The organism is Photobacterium pectinilyticum (genome assembly GCF_024357955.1).
GTDB lineage: Bacteria > Pseudomonadota > Gammaproteobacteria > Enterobacterales > Vibrionaceae > Photobacterium > Photobacterium pectinilyticum.
The window spans coordinates 1-17,079 of the sequence record NZ_JANEYT010000096.1 but is presented as its reverse complement, the minus strand read 5'-3'; the positions used below and the strand labels follow the sequence as shown (position 1 = coordinate 17,079).

The window sequence follows — 17,079 nt, the reverse complement described above, 5'->3', positions numbered from 1 at the left end:
CGCGGATAAATTATCGACCGAAAAAGTGTTTAGGCTTCAAGCAGCCAGCGATTGTCTTTAAAGAAATGGCATTGGCTTGATATTGGAGAGTGTCGCACTTCGCAGTTGAATTCGGGCATAAAATATAAACAATAAATTTCTCTACAGATTTTAATTTATAAAATATCTAAGCTCATCTATACAAACCCATTCAATTAATGTCTTGAAGCTGAACAAACGCTGAACGTATAATCCGCGCAGAGAATAAAACAGTGCTCAATATTCTCTAGGTTACTACGATAAGTATTTGATATAAGGCTGCTTTAAATGAAATGTCGATTATTGGTTTTGTTTCTGTCAATGGGAGTTTCCCTCGCCGGTTGTGGTGGTGGCGATTCATCTTCTAATACCCACTCTAGTAGTGCTACCCAACAACACGACCGTCAAACTCAGCTTAGTGTTAATGACAGTGACATAGAAATGCTCCAAGCCGTGAAATATGCCTCGAATAACGGGACAGGCATGCGTACACCGTCAAATTTTAAGAAGTAAGGGATAAAATGAAAAAAACGATTATCAGTGCTCTTCTTGTCATGACTGCAGCCTATGCCAATGCGACGCCCAATGTACAAGGTTATTATCAATCTAAAGAGCTAATTAGCTATGCTGTCAATAAAATCCAGCAAAATAAGGCAGAGTACTTTTTGTTGGATTACGCTTTGACACTGCCAGCAAGTTCTGAGGCTCAATTAGCTTCTTATAATGCAGCTTTGGGGTATTTCCAGGCCCACAATTCAACGGTAAGCGAAGAGGCATTCTCTAATATCGTTAATAAAGTGAACGCTTCTGCACTTCATGATCAGTTTGTTTGCCGTGTTGATGTCAACGGGACTAATTTGGCTTATATCGCAAGTCGCGGTCAAGCCTGCGGTGCAAATTATGATGCTGAGCCACGGGCCATAAGCCAGAAAGGCACTAAGGTTTCATTCTTTCGACGCTGGGATTTCGACCCGACATCAGCTCACTTTGATATTCAAAGTTATGATATTAACCCTCAGTCAGGGCGTGAAGTCATTACACAGGACTATGTACTGAAATATGAAGGTAACTGGATCGGGACATCGGTTCGTGTCATTAAGGATGAGGTTGAAATGAGCTCTGGCCTTCGTGAAACCAGTTATGATGTTGCTAGTTATCAATACTCAGGCCCAAGAAGCGGGATCATATCAGGCGGGGAGAGCCTTCTGTTCAGTGATTACCCTTATTATATCAGTGAGGATGAATCTGATCTCTCATTGAGTGACGGTGTCAAGGCGATGACCGAGGCAAACTTTCTTACCGTTGGCTTCATTGATGGTCCTTATGACGGTCGTAACCTTCATACTGACAGTGCGCATTATGAATTTCAGCGCGATTTTGTTAAGGCATACCAGCTGGAAAGCGGTGATACGGCATATTTTGTATCCGATCCACAACGTTTCGCTATTGGTCAATCTTTCACTGGCCCCTCTGATAGCTGGGTGTGGCAGGATGAAACAGATGAAGCAAGCGGTGGTGATTGGGTCGCTCATGCTTTTAACAATAGCCACAACTTAGTGAGCCTGAGCCCAACCTATTGCATGATTGAAGATATTGCTGAAGGCCGACCTGTGACGGAGTACCACTCAAAAGATGGTTTATGGAACCCTTCAATTTATAGCTGTGGTAAACCACAGTCGGGAACGACCGCAAAAGTTTACACTTCATTTGTGAATGGCAATGGTGATGAAGTGTCTTTTGATTCGCTGCGTCAAAGTGCCAAAGACATGCTTTCAGTACGGAATCAGCACCCACAGGGTAGTGAGCCTTTGTTGACCGTTGATGATGTACAACAAATGTTGACGTCACCAAGGTATCAGCAAATTAAAAAGGAGCTGAGCCAGCGGTACCAATGGTCGAAGCCTTACGATATTTTGAAGTAAATGTGAAAACAGCGACTATTTTAGTCGCTGTTTTTTTATGGGGTGATACATCATACCAACCGACATAAATACTTGATCAACGACTTACCCAGATTGGTATCATACAAGATGCATGGTTTTGTGATAATTAACTGAGTGCTAATCACGACAATCTGCAGGCTAATAAACGCTACCACTCGGGCTGATCGACCAAGTTTCACCAGAATTAAATAAAAGAGTTGGATTTTTTTTGTTTTGCCTAGCCGCTTCAAAACTCTGGCGCTAGGTTTGCCATTAGCGTCGGGTTTTTATCTACTTCTCGCAGATAAACCTATATCCCCTTGAGAATAGAGCAGGATCAAAATGACGCCACGTAAATTTGCAGTTGATGATGGTTCAACCAACGTTAAAGTTAGTTGGATTGAAAATGGTGAATTACAGACTGTTATTTCACCGAATTCATTTCGAAAAAACTGGAAAAGTGCCGCACTAAGAAAAGACAAGAAGATCTTTAACTATACGATTGGCTCAACTAAATATACCTACGATATGACCTCCGACAAGGCGTTGGAAACAACCCATGTTGATTACCAATACGATGATTTGAATTTATTGTCAGTTCATCATGCACTGCTACAAACGGGTATCGAACCAGGACCTGTAAAGCTGGTTGTTACACTGCCGATCACAGAATACTACAACGCGGAAGATTGCCAGAAAAACGAAGATAAAATTGCCCGCAAGCGTGACAATCTTATGCGCCAGATTGAGCTAAACAAAGGCGAGTTGTTTGATATCATCGATGTTGAGGTGATGCCTGAAAGTTTGCCCGCAGTGTTATCGACCCTAACAATGCAATCTGTCAGCCAGTTTAACCGTTCTTTGGTGATCGATATTGGTGGCACGACACTGGATATGGGGGTGATTGTCGGTGAGTTTGATGACGTTTCTGCTATTTACGGCAATAACGAAATCGGCGTTTCCATGGTAACCGATGTTGCCCGCAAATCACTGGCGGTTGCCGATAGTGATTCGAGCTACTTAGTCGCCAATGAACTCATCAAGCAACGTGCTAATCATGATTTTGTCCGAGAAGTCGTGAATGACGAAAGTCAGATCCAGATGATCCTTGAGAAGATTGAAACCAAGATTGATGAGTTGGGTAAGCAAGTCGCATACGAAGCGAAGAAGTTTGCTAAAAACCCGAACCGAGTTTACCTTGTGGGAGGCGGAGCAAGCTTGATTTATCCGGCAGTACAAAAAGCCTATGAGACGTTGGGCGAACGAGTAGTGCTGGTGGACGAGCCGCAAGAAGCCTTGGCTCGCGAGTTGTGCTTGTACCATGCCGATGGTGAAGCGGTGAATATGCCAGAGCAAGAGGCCGTAAATGGCTGAACGTCTTAAGCGGATAAATTACTCCATTTACCTCGACCCATTGAATAACCCAGCCGATTTGTATGCCAGCAAAGTGCTTCATCAATGGGCAGATGATTTTACGCGGTTGAAAGCCGAGTCAGCGGAAGAGAATGGTTTGGCGCTTCTCAATGCGAGAAATGTGCAAAAGCAGGTCTACTTGAGTGGTTTGTTCATGCACTTGCTAAGTCCTGACCTGTCACAACAGTTGAGTTTACAGGTAACAGAGTCGCAGGTATCAGAATTAACGCTGGAAAACACACTGCAAGGTTTGGGCTTTCTGGTAAAAAACTCACCGCAAGAGTTTAACCAAGAAGCGCAAACTGCACTCTTTGAGGCTTTAAAAGCGTCGATTAGCGAGCAAGTGAAATCCGAAGCTAAGCTGACTCGTGAGTACATATCTTCCTCAGAGCGACGCACAAACAGTGTTGAGGCTGAAAGTAAAGATGAGGCTGTAATTGGCAGTATCGACCAGCTCAGCGATCAGAATGCAAAGCTCGTTGCAATGATTGACTCCCAGTCACAGCAGATTGCGGAACTAAAAAATCAGTTAACAGCGCAAACGGCATTGATACGTACGCTGTCGCAAAGAAGTACGAGTCGTCAGGATGAGCCGCCTGGCAACCCATCTCCGGTAGTTGATTTGAATGAGCGTCTAGCTCATGTGCAGAAGATCAAGAAGAAAGGGATATTTTAGGCTTGCCCTAACTCTGGACGTATAAATAAAAAGTACACGCTATTTGCGTGTACTTTTTATGCTATCTAAGATGAGGCTGTTACGGTATTAAGTAAAATGTCACTACGTTGTTTATTCTGAATATCCTTCCATACCAGCGGTACGACAATTGCGGCTAATAGAATGTTGGATAGAGGAACTGATAACCAAACACCATTTACCCCTAGCCACTGTGGCAAGAAGTACAAGAAAGGGATTTGCACCAGCATGTTTCCCGCAGAAATGGCTAAAGCCTTCCCTCCCTGGTTAACAGACATAAAGTACACAGAAGCAAGGGCAATAAAGCCATCAAGAAACATTGCGAATAGATGCAAGCGTAAGCCATTGACTGTTTCAGTCGCGAGTGATGGATCGCCGTTACTGAATAAGTCCACTAAGGTGTAGGGGAATAAGTTTAAGAAAGCGACCGAGATGATGCCTGTCAGTACCACGACTTTGCTCGCAAGGAGCAGCGTGGCATGGATTTTCTTGCCATGACCGGCACCATAGTAATAGCTAACTGGCGGTTGCATACCGCTGGCGACACCTTCAGCAAGCAGGTAGTACATGGTTATCAGGTACCCAACAATCGCGAATGCGCCGACATGAACCGCACTGCCGTAATCCATAAATAACTTATTGTGAATAGCAACAATAAAGCTGAAATAGGCATACATGAGCAAGCTTGATGCACCGAGGCTGATTGCACGGGTTGCAATACTTGGGCTAAACCTGAAAGTGCATAGACTGAGCCTTAGCTTGGAGTAATGCGTAAAAAAATACGTTACTGCAACGATGGTGATAGAAATCTGGGCAATGATGGTGGCTATTGCAGCGCCTTTAAGCCCCATATCGAGGTGGGCAATGAAAATATAATCTAGGGCTATATTGATAATTGCCCCAGCCATCATCAGCGCCGTTGAGAAATTAGGGCTATCATCATTGCGAATGAGCATAGGTAAAGCGTTGGCGGCGATAGTGAATACGGCCCCCCCAGTGAACACTTCAATATAAGCGCGACCCATTTCGAGCGGTGCGCCCGTTGCGCCTTGTGCTATTAAAAGTGATGGTGCAATCATGGTTAACAGCGCCATTACTAATAATCCGGCAATGGCAATTATGCTAAGCCCCGTCGATAGAGCCTTTTGCGCTTTGTTGTGGTTACCTTCTCCTTTGTAAATCGAGATTAGACTTCCCGTCCCCATGCCTACAAGAAGCCCTAGACCTGCGATAATACCAATGATAGGCCAAGCCATATTGATACCTGCCAAGCCCTCAAAGCCAATATAGTGACCCACGAAAATACCATCGATGACTTGATATAGACCGTTAACCAGCATGGCTGCAACGGAAGGAATGGTGTATCGCCAGAAAGTTCTGCTGATACTTTGAATGTTTGTTGGCGTTTCGTGGTTGAATTGCTCTTGCATGACTTTCTCTTGCGCCGTTGTTGAATAGGGACTTTGAGCTGTAATAACGTTGGGAACATTATCGCTGTTTTTGAGATTGGTTGAAGTTTGTATCTATCCGTTTTTCGGATAGAGTGAGGGGGTAATTCGTCATTATATTGGGTGAAAAATCGTGAATTGGACGATAGATCAGCTGGAGGCATTTGTGTGTGCGGTCCAGCAAGGTTCGTTTTCTGCAGCGGCGAGGTGTATAGGAAAAGCGCAGTCGCGGGTCAGTACCGCTATCAATAATCTTGAGCTAGATTTAGGATTTGAGCTGTTTGATCGTAGTGCGCGCTTGCCGGTCCTGACGCCAGAAGGCGAAGAAATGTATATTGAAGCTCAAGCCGTACTTGCCCAATGTGAAAGAATGTCGGCACGGGCGATGACGGTTTCGTCAGGCGAGGAGGTGACATTTACCATAGCCATTGATGAAGCGGTGCCTATCACTGCCTTCGAAAGCCTATTTGCCTCCTTGGCAATGGTTTATCCATCATTGAAGCTCACTATTATCAATGGCTCACAGCAAGATATTTCTCAGTGGGTGGCAACAGAGAAGGCCGATTTGGGTGTGTTATTTCATCAGGATGCCTTACCTGACAGCTTGGAATTTACGTCAATCGGCCAGTTTAAGCATGCTTTGATTGTTTCACGAGAGCATCCGTTAGCTGCAATTCCAGTACCTAAAATTTCTGACCTTACCCAGCATAGGCAACTGGTCATTCGCGATCGTATGGGGGTGGGAAAAGCGAAGCCAATTTCTTCCAATTACTGGCATATTGATAGCTATTACTTGATTTCCTCGATGGTAATACGCGGGGTCGGCTGGGCATTGGTACCCGAGCATGTTGCACAAGAAGTATGGTATGTGGATGAGCTTGTTGAGCTTTCCACTGAAGAAATCCCTGAACCTCTAATGGTGGAAATGGGGGCGGTGAAGCGACGTGACAAGGGAGTAGGCCAAGTCATGAATTGGATGTATACCGAGTTGGCAAAGATGTTCTAGGTATACCCAAATGTCTTTGGCGTTACTTGGGTATATAACTTTTTTAAACAAATTGTTGCTGTTAATGTCCTACCAAGAGTAAATATAAAAAGTAAAGAGTATCTGCGCATTATGACTGTTGAATTGCCATTAACCACAGAACACCCCCACTCTTCATCTGTGTTGCCTCTCATCCTCGCAGGGCCAATCTTGCGCAAGGTAACGCCGCAGGAATTGACGCTGTGGTTTGCGGTTTCCAGCCCGCTTAAAGGGACATTTACTCTATACCAGCAAACAGAACAATTAGCGCTATATACCGGTGAGCTTTCACAAGGAAAGCATATTCGAATTGGTGAGCGTGCTTGGATATTTCAGGTGACATTTTGTGGTAAGTTCCCTAGTAACACACCGCTGGAATACCAAATTAACACTCAAGATGGCTTACTGACCGAATTAGTACCTGATTTACTGTATGACGGGGAGTCACGGCCGACATTTATCATAAAAACTCACGCAGACTATGTGATGCATGGTTCTTGCCGTAACCCGCACTATCCGAGCAAGGACAGCTTGGTCGCCGCTGATGCTAAAATTGCGAGTCAGAGCATTGAAGATCGACCATCATTACTAATGATGAGTGGTGATCAGATCTATGCTGACCACGTGGCTGGCTCAACATTAGACAGTATTCAGCAAGTGATCAATTTGCTGGGCCTTTACGACGAGAGCTTCGATAAAGCACCAGTTGCCAATACACAAGCCTTATTTGATCATGCCAATAATTTTTACGGCAGGGATAAGCTGTTACCGAAATATCTCGAAGGTGGCCATGAAATCATCGAGCGCGTGCCTCGCCTTGCAAACTGGTTAAGGCTAAAGTCACCGGTATTCAGTTCCCGAGAGTCAGGTAATCATCTCATTACGTTGAGTGAGTTTAATGCCATGTATTTATTGGTATGGTCACCAGTGCTGTGGCAGTTTGTCGATAATGCGAAGCTGGAAAAGAATTTATTTCGGTGGCAAGGTCACACCCTTGAGGAAAAATGGCAAAAACTGTGGTTCGATGAAAAAGCGACAATTGATCAATTTGTTGCCGGCTTGCCCCAAGTTCGCCGCTTAATGGCGCACGTTCCTACGTATATGATCTTTGACGATCATGATGTCACTGATGACTGGAACTTGACCGTAGGATGGGAGCAAGCAGCCTATCATCATCACTTTTCTCGGCGGATTATCGGAAACGGTTTAATCAGTTACTGGCTGTGCCAAGGATGGGGAAATGCACCTGAAAACTTCAATGAGACATTTTTTAGTCATGTCGAGGAATACTTCGAGCAACCAACCAGTGACCGCCATGATAGTCTGATAGATTATCTCTATCGATTTGAACAATGGCATTACACCATAAGTACGTCACCTAAAATGTTGGTACTGGACACCCGTACTCGACGTTGGCGATCTGAGTCGAAAATGAACAAGCCCTCGGGCTTAATGGACTGGGAGGCGCTCAGCGAGCTGCAAATGTCGCTGATTAACGAACCAGCAGTGATCCTGGTTTCTGCCGCTCCCATGTTTGGCGTGAAGTTTATTGAATCCTTACAGCGTGGTATGACATGGCTTGGTCAGCCATTAGTGATTGATGCGGAAAACTGGATGGCTCACCCGGGCTCAGCCAACACGCTCATCAATATTTTCACCCATACCAAAACGCCAACTAACTTTGTGATCCTGTCTGGAGATGTTCATTATTCGTTTGCGTATGACGTTAAACTCCGTTTTCGTAATAGCAGCCCGAATATTTACCAGATCACCTCAAGCGGGATCAAAAATGAGTTCCCGAATGCGCTACTTCGCGTTTGTGACTTTATGGATCGCATATTGTACAGCCCACGTTCACCACTCAATTTGCTGACTAAGCGAAAGCGACTCAAGATCTTCAAGCGCGATCCAGATCTGCCTGGAAACCACCGTTTAATAAACCGAAGTGCGATTGGGGAAGTGAGGCTAGATGCTGACGGTAAACCTATCGACATTGCTATTTTGACGGCAGAAGGTCAAAGGGTGACCTTTCCGCCAATTAACGCTAAGTAAAGAACTGACCTATATTTTCTAAGTGATATTTCAAAGAAATAACTAAAGAAGGGGAAGTCAATGGCGTTAACGTGGAAGAACAAGGTTCTGTTAGGCAGCGTATCTACTGCGCTTATGCTTGGAGCAACAGGTGCGTGGGCCGGTTTGAAGTTAGATAGTACTCACTCCTCAGTGGGGTTCTCTTCGGTAAAAAATGACAGTGTCATGGAGCAACACGGTTTTCGTAATTTGAGTGGATCTATTTCTGCCCAAGGTGAGGTCTCTCTTTCTATTGATTTGACCAGCGTCGATACCAAGATTCAGATCCGTGATGAGCGCATGAAAAAAGAGCTCTTCAATACCGAAGTGTATCCACTAACCATTATTGAAGCCAAAGTGGACAGCGCGGCTATCAGTGGATTGAGCGCCGGACAAACAGTGGTGCAGGATGTTGAATTCAAGATCGATTTGCATGGCAAGTCTGAAGTGTTAAACGCAAAAGTACAGGTTACTGGATTGGATGATGGCGGTCTGTTGGTTTCAACGATAAATCCTGTGGAATTACAGGCCGGGGCTTTTGGTCTTGATGAGGGGATTGGAAAGCTCAAAGATATTGCCAAGCTCAACTCTATATTGCTGACTGTTCCCGTCAATGCGAACTTAGTGTTTGTGTCTGAGTAGGGTGCCCAAGATCGTTGGCTAGCTGATACATAAATCTAATATCGATAACGAATAATTTTCAAAGTCAGCCATTGCTGGCTTTTTTTATCGGTGTTACTTTGCAATAACTAAGGATCATTAAAAAGGATTGAAATGAAACAAGTGATTGTTGAAGAACAAGTTATTACGCCAAATAAAGTCGTCTGTGTTGGACGTAATTACGTGGCTCATATTCATGAATTAGGAAACGAAATACCTGACGAGATGGTGTTATTCAATAAGCCTAATTCAGCTATTTCAGAGACGCTGTTCGCTTCACATAATGGCGATGAGGTCCATTACGAAGCTGAGTTGTCATTTCTGTACCGCAATGGCAGATTCGATGCGGTAGCGGTAGGTCTCGATCTGACCAAGCGTGGTGTACAGAGCAAATTGAAGCAAAAAGGATTGCCTTGGGAGCGCAGTAAAGCTTTTGATGGTTCTGCATTGTTTAGCCCGTTTGTGTCTTTACCATCCACCGAGAGTGGTGAATTAGGGCTACGCCTCTTTATTGATGATGTATTGATGCAAACTGGCACCGTTTCATTGATGATTTATTCGCCTGATGTCATTTTGAAAGAAATTCAAACCTTCATGACACTGAATGATGGTGATATCGTGATGACAGGTACACCATCCGGTGTCGGTAAGGTACAACCGGGAAGTCAATTTGTCGCTCAGGTCACTGTTGATGATGACATCATTGCTGCTGCACAATGGTTGGCGGTGTAGTGCTTAGGATACTGGCTTTTCCATCCCCTAAAGAAAAGAAAACAGGCCCAACGTGTTTGATAAAGAAAAAATCGTAAAATTAGCTAACGTAAAGATGCCTTTTGGCAAGTATGCGGGCCGGGTCATTATTGATCTGCCGGAAGAATATTTGCTGTGGTTCCAAAAAAAGGGCTTTCCCGAGGGTGAGTTGGGTTTGTTGATGGCATTAGCCCTTGAGATGAAAATTGAAGGGCTTGAGAGTGTAATACGCCCACTTAGGCGCGATTAGGTCAATGCGGTTTACCGGGAAGGATACCAGTGGAAATATCAATTAGACATTATGAAAAATCGGACAACGGTGACTTGTTCGACATTTATCGCCTACCTGAGGTGACGGAAAATACCTCCCAGAAGCCCTTTTTAAGTTCTGACACGGTAGGGCAGTTGTTCGATAATCCCGATAACTACACTTTAGTCGCTGAAGTTGGTGAAAAGGTTGTCGGGCATGTCACGCTATTTTTAACCAACAAGGCTCGGGATAGACATGTGGCATTCTTGGCGATAGCGGTTCACCCTTCTTGTCATGGCAAAGGGGTAGGGCGTTACTTGATGAAGCAAGCCATTGAGCAAGCGGATAATTGGCTAAATTTGGTACGTCTTGAGTTAGAAGTACATGCGGATAATGAAGCGGCCTGTGCGTTGTACAATAAAGTGGGTTTCGAGATAGAAGGGATCAAACGGCTTAGTACATTCAAGGCGGGTAAGTACATCGATATGGTGTTGATGTCTAGAATTCGACCTGATTTTATAGCTGCTGAATAGTACTTCTAGTGAGGAAGAGCTAGCCGAGTGCTAGCTCATTGCTTAATTTGGGTAGGTTGCTGTCAAAGCACAATAATATCGTTGGCGAGCTCGTTTTCTTCATCATTTAAGTTCAGGCTATCTGGGCAGTTGGCCAGTAGCTCTTCATCGGTCGGTACAACAATGGTTGTATTGTTCAATATATCCATAAATTTATGCCTTGTTGAGTGCTATAGCAGAGGCCAATAGCAAGGTTATTCCCAAGCAGTGTTTTCCTTAACTGCATATACCCAAGCCACTTAAGGTGTTTGGGTATATTACTTTTGTACTGGCAAGAGTAGTGACATTAAATGACAACGTGATGAAAGCGAGAGGTTGATCTCATCGTCTGTTGTATTCGAGGTTGTTTTGATTGAAACGTGACCAGGTTAGCGAGAGAGTTTGAAACGAAGTAGGTTAGAGCTTGCCATACGTTGGCCAGCTGCATTCTGTAAAGAGAAGATTTGCTTGTAGATGGTGAAGTAGCGGTTGATGTTACCGACATAGGTGATAGGTTCCATGCCAACTTCCTCTTTGACAATCACCTCCACGTTATTAAACCATTGGGTCGGATCATAGCCGCGTTCTTCTGCAACTTTTCTTAATCGCCGTATTCTATTTGGTCCCGCGTTGTAGCTTGCTAGGGCGAAATACAGTTGGTTGAGCTCATCAGTGTCATCATCTGTGACGTACCTATCGCGAATGAAGTCCATATACTTCACCCCTGCGTGGATATTGTTTTCGATATTTTGGATGTTACTGATATTGATGTAAGGCTCGCTAGCCGTCTGTGGAAGCACCTGCATAATGCCTATAGCACCAGCGTGTGAGCGTTTAGATTGGTCAAAGCCTGATTCTTGGAAGGCTTGGGCGGCAATGATCAGCCAGTTGATGTCATACATATTACCGTAACGAATAAAACGATTTTCAAGCTCTTTGAATTTATCGATGCTATCGGGGCTCATGACTTTTTGGAACCACGCCTTACTATTGAGGTAGCGATTGAATAAGATGTTGCCATTTAGTGTGCCGCGACGGTTGTTTTCCACAAACTCATCAACAATCGCTTTAAACTCTGGGCTGTCTTTGCGAAAACTCCAACCGATAGCGCTATTTTTGCGGATTGGGTACTCATAGTGAATTTGAAGGTCATCAGTAACCAAATCCCAAAACTCAGCCTTATGAGAGTCGAGTACAGTCATGGGAATAATGCCTTCTTGAACCATTTGTAGCATCTCAAAATCTTGAAGCGTTTCTTCTAGAAAATGAACATACATTGGCTCCTTGCCGAGTTTATGTAGTTGCTTATTAATTCGACGGATGCTTTGGTAGTAACTTGAACTGGCTCGTAGCCAAACACTCTTTTTCGAAAGTTGCTTGATGTCTGTTATAGGGCTTCGCACGGAGTGGGTGATAAATAATTCTTGGATACCAGTCAGTATCGGGTGGCTAAAATCGACTTGTTTCATGCGTTTGGGTGTGATGGTGATATTAGCCGTAACAAGATCCCCTATGCCTGCGTTTAAAGCGGGAAGAAGTTGATCACGGTGAACCGGAATGATTTGTATACGGTATTTTTTTTGGGTTTTCTCTGAGACAAACTTTTCGAAAAGTCTAAGCATTTCAGAGATTAAACCCTTGGGCTGACCACGGTCTAGGTAGTAAAAACCCAAATCCGCAGCGACAAGCACGCGGATTACACGCTTCTCCTCCATAACGGGAAGATCACCAGTATATCTTTCGTATTTCTGCGGGGTGATTTGGAATGCGCTGCAGATTGAAGATATCAGTACGCCAATAATGAACAAAAACGACAAGGCAGTTCTCATAGGCAATGGCCTCCACAATGATGCTTTTGAGTATAGAGGGCAGGGAAGGTAACCGACAAAAAGCACGATGAAAGAGGTGCTGTTGCTTTGTTGTGAGGCGTTGAGCTCGAACTAATAATCTAAATAATATTCAAGTTTTTTTTCAGTTATTTCAGCTCTGAGTATCAAATAAATGGGTTGACAATTTTGTAATGAAACGAGTGAAAATGTCAGTTTTGAGAGGTAATCGAAAACATCGGTTGTTAGCTGTACGCTCTTGGAGAAATACTGACATAGATCAATGTTTCTCTTCCTGAATTCTCGCTTAATACACCACATCTTGTATTGGTCAATTTTGTAAGCCCTATATTTAGTGGTTTTCGTGACACTGTCATTTTTAGGAGACTTGTGTGAACCCTGTTGTGATTAAGCGTGATGGCTGCCTTGTACCGTTTAATACCAAGCGTATTAAAGAAGCGGTACTAGGTGCTGCCGAATCTGTAGAGGCAATGGATGCCACATATGCTGAGTCAGTTGCTGAGCAAGTACTGTCCCAGTTCGCTGACCAGAAGCAGGTGGAGATCCACGCTATCCAGGATGCGGTTGAAAATCACCTGATGAATGGTCCACACAAAGAAGTTGCACGTGCCTATATTGAGTACCGCCACGACCGTGACCTTGCTCGCGAGAAGAAAAGCCATTTAAATAATGAAATTCGTGGGTTGATTGATCAAAGCAACGCTTCGCTACTGAATGAGAACGCCAACAAAGATGGCAAGGTGATCCCGACTCAACGTGATCTACTTGCTGGTATTGTGGCTAAACACTACGCAAAGCAACACTTACTGCCTCGTGATATTGTTTCGGCACACGAAGAGGGCGATATCCACTTCCATGATCTGGATTACTCACCTTTCTTCCCAATGTTTAACTGCATGTTGATCGACTTGAACGGTATGCTGACTCATGGTTTTAAAATGGGTAATGCAGAAATTGACACACCTAAGTCAATTTCTACAGCAACAGCAGTGACGGCTCAGATCATCGCACAGGTAGCGAGCCATATTTACGGTGGTACAACGATCAACCGTATTGACGAAGTGTTGGCGCCATACGTATCTGTTAGTTACGAAAAGCACTTACAAGTCGCTAACGAGTGGGATATTCCAGAACCAGAAGCCTTTGCTAAAGCGCGCACTGAAAAAGAGTGTTATGACGCATTCCAATCACTTGAGTACGAAGTAAACACTCTTCACACCGCGAATGGGCAAACGCCATTTGTTACGTTTGGTTTTGGTTTAGGGACATCCTGGGAATCACGTTTGATCCAGTCGTCTATTCTGAAAAACCGTATTGCGGGCCTGGGTAAAAACCACAAGACAGCGGTCTTCCCGAAATTAGTTTTCGCTATTAAAGACGGCTTAAACCATAAGTCGGAAGATGCAAACTACGACATCAAGAAATTGGCGCTTGAGTGTGCATCTAAACGTATGTATCCAGATATCCTAAACTATGACAAAGTGGTTGAAGTGACTGGCTCGTTCAAAACCCCAATGGGTTGCCGTAGCTTCCTAGGGGCATATGAAGAAAATGGTGAGCTTATCCACGAGGGCCGTAACAACATCGGTGTCGTGAGTCTGAACTTGCCGCGTATCGCACTGAAGGCGAAAGGTGATGAAGCAACGTTCTTCGCTTTGCTTGACGAGAAATTGGTACTGGCACGTCGTGCGCTAGAAACCCGCATTAGCCGCCTAGAAGGTGTTAAAGCGCGCGTTGCCCCGATCCTTTATATGGAAGGTGCTTGTGGCGTGCGTCTGCAGCCAGACGATGACGTATCCGAGATCTTTAAAAACGGTCGCGCATCGATTTCGCTGGGCTACATTGGTATTCACGAAACGATCAATGCTTTGTACGGTACAGATGAGCATGTTTACGACAACGAAGCGCTGCGCGAAAAAGCGATCGCGATTGTTGAGCGCTTGAAAGCGGCTACTGACAGTTGGAAAGAAGAGACGGGTTACGGCTTTAGCCTGTACAGCACGCCAAGTGAAAATTTGTGCAGCCGTTTCTGTTCGATCGACGCAAAAGAGTTTGGGGTGGTAGACGGTGTAACTGACAAAGGTTACTACACTAACAGCTTCCACTTAGATGTTGAAAAGAAAGTAAACCCATACGATAAGATCGACTTTGAAATGCCATACCCAGAAATCGCAAATGGTGGCTTCATCTGTTATGGCGAATACCCGAATATTCAGCATAACGTCGAAGCGCTGGAGAATGTTTGGGACTACAGCTACACCCGCGTGCCATACTATGGCACAAATACACCGATTGATGAGTGTTATGAGTGTGGTTTTAATGGTGAGTTTGATTGTACCAGTAAAGGCTTTACCTGCCCGAAATGTGGCAATCATGAACCATCGAAGGTATCGGTTACCCGTCGAGTCTGTGGGTATCTAGGTAGTCCAGATGCACGCCCGTTTAACTTTGGTAAGCAAGAAGAAGTTATACGTCGCGTGAAACATATGTAGACCCATACGCTGATCCGAACAATGACATTAAGTGCCGATGATTCGGCACTTTTTATTAGGAGTAACAATGAACTATCACAACTATTACCCTGTTGATGTTATTAATGGTCCGGGGACGCGTTGTACCTTGTTTGTATCAGGGTGCGTGCACCAGTGCCGTGGTTGCTATAACCAGAGCACCTGGCGCTTGGATGCTGGGCACGTATACACTCAGGAAATAGAAGACCAAATTATTGCGGACCTGAATGATAGCCGCATAAAGCGGCGCGGTTTGTCTCTGTCGGGCGGTGACCCACTGCACCCTGCCAATGTTCCAGTTATTTTAAAACTGGTAAAAAGAGTACAGACCGAATGTAGCGGTAAGGATATTTGGTTGTGGACTGGTTACCGCTTGGCAGAGCTTGATGAACAGCAGAAAGCAGTGCTCGAGTATGTTGACGTTGTCGTTGATGGGAAGTTCGAGAAAGAGCTGCATAACCCAGAATTAGTATGGCGGGGAAGTAGCAATCAGGTTATCCACTATCTAAAAGGCCAAAAGTAAGTATCCAGTCATCATTACGGTGTAACCTGGTTAATTGTTAGACAGGTGTTGCCGAGGAACCAATGTCGATTGTTGATGAGTTGTTAGCTGCCTGTTTATTTATAAAGGTTATCCACTGTTTCTGTGCATAACTATGGGAAAACAGTTTACTCAGGTAGTGCTATTTTACGATTATATGATTTTCAGGCATGTATCGTGAGTAACGTTGTATTTGACAGCTAATCATTCTCTATTTAATTTAGAAAAATATTAGCGATATATTTTCTATCAGTCTATTAAAAATAGTATCAATTATTTTGTATTGAATAAATAAATTCGATATCTATTGGGTATTGTTCTTTTTTATTAGGTATAACTACGGTTAAATCACAAAACACCTAATATACTCACTTTTATATTCTTCCTTGGTGGGAATAATGATTAGCTACTGGCTTATATAATAATAAGTTATATATCGTAATTCTAGTGTGCATATAAATCTAATTTGATATGATACAAAGTAACGACTTTTCAGGTTGTAACCATGCATTTATGACTAGGTGCGCTGCTTAGTGTTTTATTAATTGGATAGTGTACATTGCCGCTTTTACTCTCAAAATTATCTTCTAATACCTTTATAGTTGCTATCAGCAATGTTTTTATTATGGCTTTGCCTGTGTCATGGGTGGCGGCGTTTTTTTACTTGCTCTCTGTTTTTTTTGGGAGGTTTGGTTATGACAGTATCAGTGTGACTTTGGGTTATGTTGGGGAGATGACAGGTCACATGTTCCCGCTATTGCTCAATATATTCTTCGCCACATATCACTCATCATTGCTTCGATTACCGAAAGCTGCACCGATTACTTGTGCTCTTGCCTCTTTTTTCATTGTATCACAGCAATGGGACCTTATTTCACCAGTCATAGCCCTACCGAATAATTTTGCGATCGCTTTTTTGACGGCATATGCTTCTTGCTCAATCATATCGAAGCTTAATAAGCTTCGTTTATTTAGCTTTGATAAGTTTATTAGTGCTGCTGATACATCTATACAGATGATGGCCACGTGTGTTCTTACATTAGCAATATTAATTATTGGTTCTCATTTTTCTGTTGTTATATATGCAACATTTATACAGCCTGGAATAGTGCTCCCTAAACTGGATCCGACCTCATTCTATGATGGACTGTTGTATGAGTTTATCCGTGGAATGTTATGGAGTCTTGGGGTTAATGGCCATAATATTTTGCATATGTATAAAACAGAGCTATATGATATTAGCATTGCTAATATGGCCGACTGGAAAAATTTTGGTACAGACCTCAATATAATTAGTACAAATTTCTACCTGATTACCACTAATACTCAGCCCTGTTAACTATACTGATGATAAGTCAGTTCATGAGGCTATTATCATGGC

The 17,079-nt window shown here is 43.7% G+C and carries 16 protein-coding genes; 13 read left to right on the top strand and 3 right to left on the bottom strand.

Annotated features, from left to right (window positions below; all coding sequences use genetic code 11):
• Positions 1 to 306: 306 nt before the first annotated feature.
• From NHN17_RS23080 to NHN17_RS23065, 4 genes are all read left to right on the top strand, one after another.
• Positions 307 to 531 carry a hypothetical protein gene (locus tag NHN17_RS23080; protein ID WP_255045011.1) on the top strand — a complete coding sequence of 75 codons (225 nt, stop codon included), beginning with the start codon at positions 307 to 309 and terminating at the stop codon, positions 529 to 531.
• An 8-nt stretch (positions 532 to 539) separates the two neighbouring features.
• Entirely contained in the window at positions 540 to 1,940 is a 1,401-nt protein-coding gene (locus tag NHN17_RS23075) for a porin (RefSeq protein WP_255045010.1), read from the top strand.
• A 342-nt stretch (positions 1,941 to 2,282) separates the two neighbouring features.
• Positions 2,283 to 3,314: a plasmid segregation protein ParM domain-containing protein gene (gene parM / locus NHN17_RS23070; RefSeq protein ID WP_255045009.1), complete on the top strand. Its 1,032-nt coding sequence runs from the start codon at positions 2,283 to 2,285 to the stop codon at positions 3,312 to 3,314.
• Complete coding sequence (locus tag NHN17_RS23065) at positions 3,307 to 4,029, top strand: hypothetical protein (RefSeq protein ID WP_255045008.1); 723 nt, start codon at positions 3,307 to 3,309, stop codon at positions 4,027 to 4,029. Before parM ends, NHN17_RS23065 begins: the two co-directional genes overlap by 8 nt.
• A 65-nt stretch (positions 4,030 to 4,094) precedes the next feature.
• Here the strand turns inward: NHN17_RS23065 and NHN17_RS23060 are convergent, their stop codons facing one another.
• Positions 4,095 to 5,477 carry an MATE family efflux transporter gene (locus NHN17_RS23060; protein ID WP_255045007.1) on the bottom strand — a complete coding sequence of 461 codons (1,383 nt, stop codon included), beginning with the start codon at positions 5,475 to 5,477 and terminating at the stop codon, positions 4,095 to 4,097.
• A 151-nt stretch (positions 5,478 to 5,628) separates the two neighbouring features.
• Between NHN17_RS23060 and NHN17_RS23055 the strand changes: the two genes are divergently transcribed.
• The 6 genes from NHN17_RS23055 (at position 5,629) to NHN17_RS23030 (ending at position 10,782) form a co-directional block, all read left to right on the top strand.
• Positions 5,629 to 6,501: a LysR family transcriptional regulator gene (locus NHN17_RS23055; protein ID WP_255045006.1), complete on the top strand. Its 873-nt coding sequence runs from the start codon at positions 5,629 to 5,631 to the stop codon at positions 6,499 to 6,501.
• Between the two features lie 111 nt (positions 6,502 to 6,612).
• Complete coding sequence (locus NHN17_RS23050; protein ID WP_255045005.1) at positions 6,613 to 8,571, top strand: alkaline phosphatase D family protein; 1,959 nt, start codon at positions 6,613 to 6,615, stop codon at positions 8,569 to 8,571.
• Between the two features lie 60 nt (positions 8,572 to 8,631).
• A complete protein-coding gene (locus tag NHN17_RS23045; RefSeq protein WP_255045004.1) occupies positions 8,632 to 9,231 on the top strand; it encodes a YceI family protein in 600 nt (199 codons plus the stop codon).
• Positions 9,232 to 9,363: 132 nt separating this feature from the next.
• Positions 9,364 to 9,981 carry a fumarylacetoacetate hydrolase family protein gene (locus NHN17_RS23040; protein ID WP_255045003.1) on the top strand — a complete coding sequence of 206 codons (618 nt, stop codon included), beginning with the start codon at positions 9,364 to 9,366 and terminating at the stop codon, positions 9,979 to 9,981.
• 52 nt (positions 9,982 to 10,033) lie between these two features.
• The gene (locus NHN17_RS23035) at positions 10,034 to 10,249 is read left to right on the top strand and encodes a DUF3820 family protein (RefSeq protein ID WP_039469726.1); all 216 of its coding nucleotides are present in this window, start codon (positions 10,034 to 10,036) and stop codon (positions 10,247 to 10,249) included.
• 29 nt (positions 10,250 to 10,278) lie between these two features.
• Positions 10,279 to 10,782 (top strand): GNAT family N-acetyltransferase, encoded by a 504-nt coding sequence (locus tag NHN17_RS23030; RefSeq protein WP_255045002.1) that lies wholly within the window; start codon positions 10,279 to 10,281, stop codon positions 10,780 to 10,782.
• A gap of 62 nt (positions 10,783 to 10,844) precedes the next feature.
• Here the strand turns inward: NHN17_RS23030 and NHN17_RS23025 are convergent, their stop codons facing one another.
• Together NHN17_RS23025 and NHN17_RS23020 are read right to left on the bottom strand one after the other, a co-directional pair.
• Positions 10,845 to 10,970, bottom strand: coding sequence for a hypothetical protein (locus tag NHN17_RS23025; RefSeq protein WP_255045001.1), 126 nt, complete (start codon positions 10,968 to 10,970; stop codon positions 10,845 to 10,847).
• 219 nt (positions 10,971 to 11,189) lie between these two features.
• Positions 11,190 to 12,629: an MltF family protein gene (locus NHN17_RS23020; RefSeq protein ID WP_255045000.1), complete on the bottom strand. Its 1,440-nt coding sequence runs from the start codon at positions 12,627 to 12,629 to the stop codon at positions 11,190 to 11,192.
• 389 nt (positions 12,630 to 13,018) lie between these two features.
• Here NHN17_RS23020 and nrdD point away from each other — a divergent pair, with 389 nt between their 5' ends.
• From nrdD to NHN17_RS23005, 3 genes are all read left to right on the top strand, one after another.
• The gene (gene nrdD, locus NHN17_RS23015) at positions 13,019 to 15,139 is read left to right on the top strand and encodes an anaerobic ribonucleoside-triphosphate reductase (protein WP_255044999.1); all 2,121 of its coding nucleotides are present in this window, start codon (positions 13,019 to 13,021) and stop codon (positions 15,137 to 15,139) included.
• Positions 15,140 to 15,206: 67 nt separating this feature from the next.
• Complete coding sequence (nrdG, locus tag NHN17_RS23010) at positions 15,207 to 15,680, top strand: anaerobic ribonucleoside-triphosphate reductase-activating protein (RefSeq protein ID WP_255044998.1); 474 nt, start codon at positions 15,207 to 15,209, stop codon at positions 15,678 to 15,680.
• Between the two features lie 577 nt (positions 15,681 to 16,257).
• Positions 16,258 to 17,037, top strand: coding sequence for a hypothetical protein (locus tag NHN17_RS23005; RefSeq protein WP_255044997.1), 780 nt, complete (start codon positions 16,258 to 16,260; stop codon positions 17,035 to 17,037).
• Positions 17,038 to 17,079 lie beyond the last annotated feature (42 nt).

Coding starts and splice junctions, on each gene's coding strand:
- NHN17_RS23040 (WP_255045003.1), top strand. CDS start 9,364: ATGAAACAAGTGATTGTTGAAGAACAAGTTATTACGCCAAATAAAGTC.
- NHN17_RS23025 (WP_255045001.1), bottom strand. CDS start 10,970: ATGGATATATTGAACAATACAACCATTGTTGTACCGACCGATGAAGAG.
- NHN17_RS23045 (WP_255045004.1), top strand. CDS start 8,632: ATGGCGTTAACGTGGAAGAACAAGGTTCTGTTAGGCAGCGTATCTACT.
- NHN17_RS23020 (WP_255045000.1), bottom strand. CDS start 12,629: ATGAGAACTGCCTTGTCGTTTTTGTTCATTATTGGCGTACTGATATCT.
- NHN17_RS23065 (WP_255045008.1), top strand. CDS start 3,307: ATGGCTGAACGTCTTAAGCGGATAAATTACTCCATTTACCTCGACCCA.
- parM (WP_255045009.1), top strand. CDS start 2,283: ATGACGCCACGTAAATTTGCAGTTGATGATGGTTCAACCAACGTTAAA.
- NHN17_RS23080 (WP_255045011.1), top strand. CDS start 307: ATGAAATGTCGATTATTGGTTTTGTTTCTGTCAATGGGAGTTTCCCTC.
- nrdG (WP_255044998.1), top strand. CDS start 15,207: ATGAACTATCACAACTATTACCCTGTTGATGTTATTAATGGTCCGGGG.
- NHN17_RS23075 (WP_255045010.1), top strand. CDS start 540: ATGAAAAAAACGATTATCAGTGCTCTTCTTGTCATGACTGCAGCCTAT.
- NHN17_RS23050 (WP_255045005.1), top strand. CDS start 6,613: ATGACTGTTGAATTGCCATTAACCACAGAACACCCCCACTCTTCATCT.
- NHN17_RS23060 (WP_255045007.1), bottom strand. CDS start 5,477: ATGCAAGAGCAATTCAACCACGAAACGCCAACAAACATTCAAAGTATC.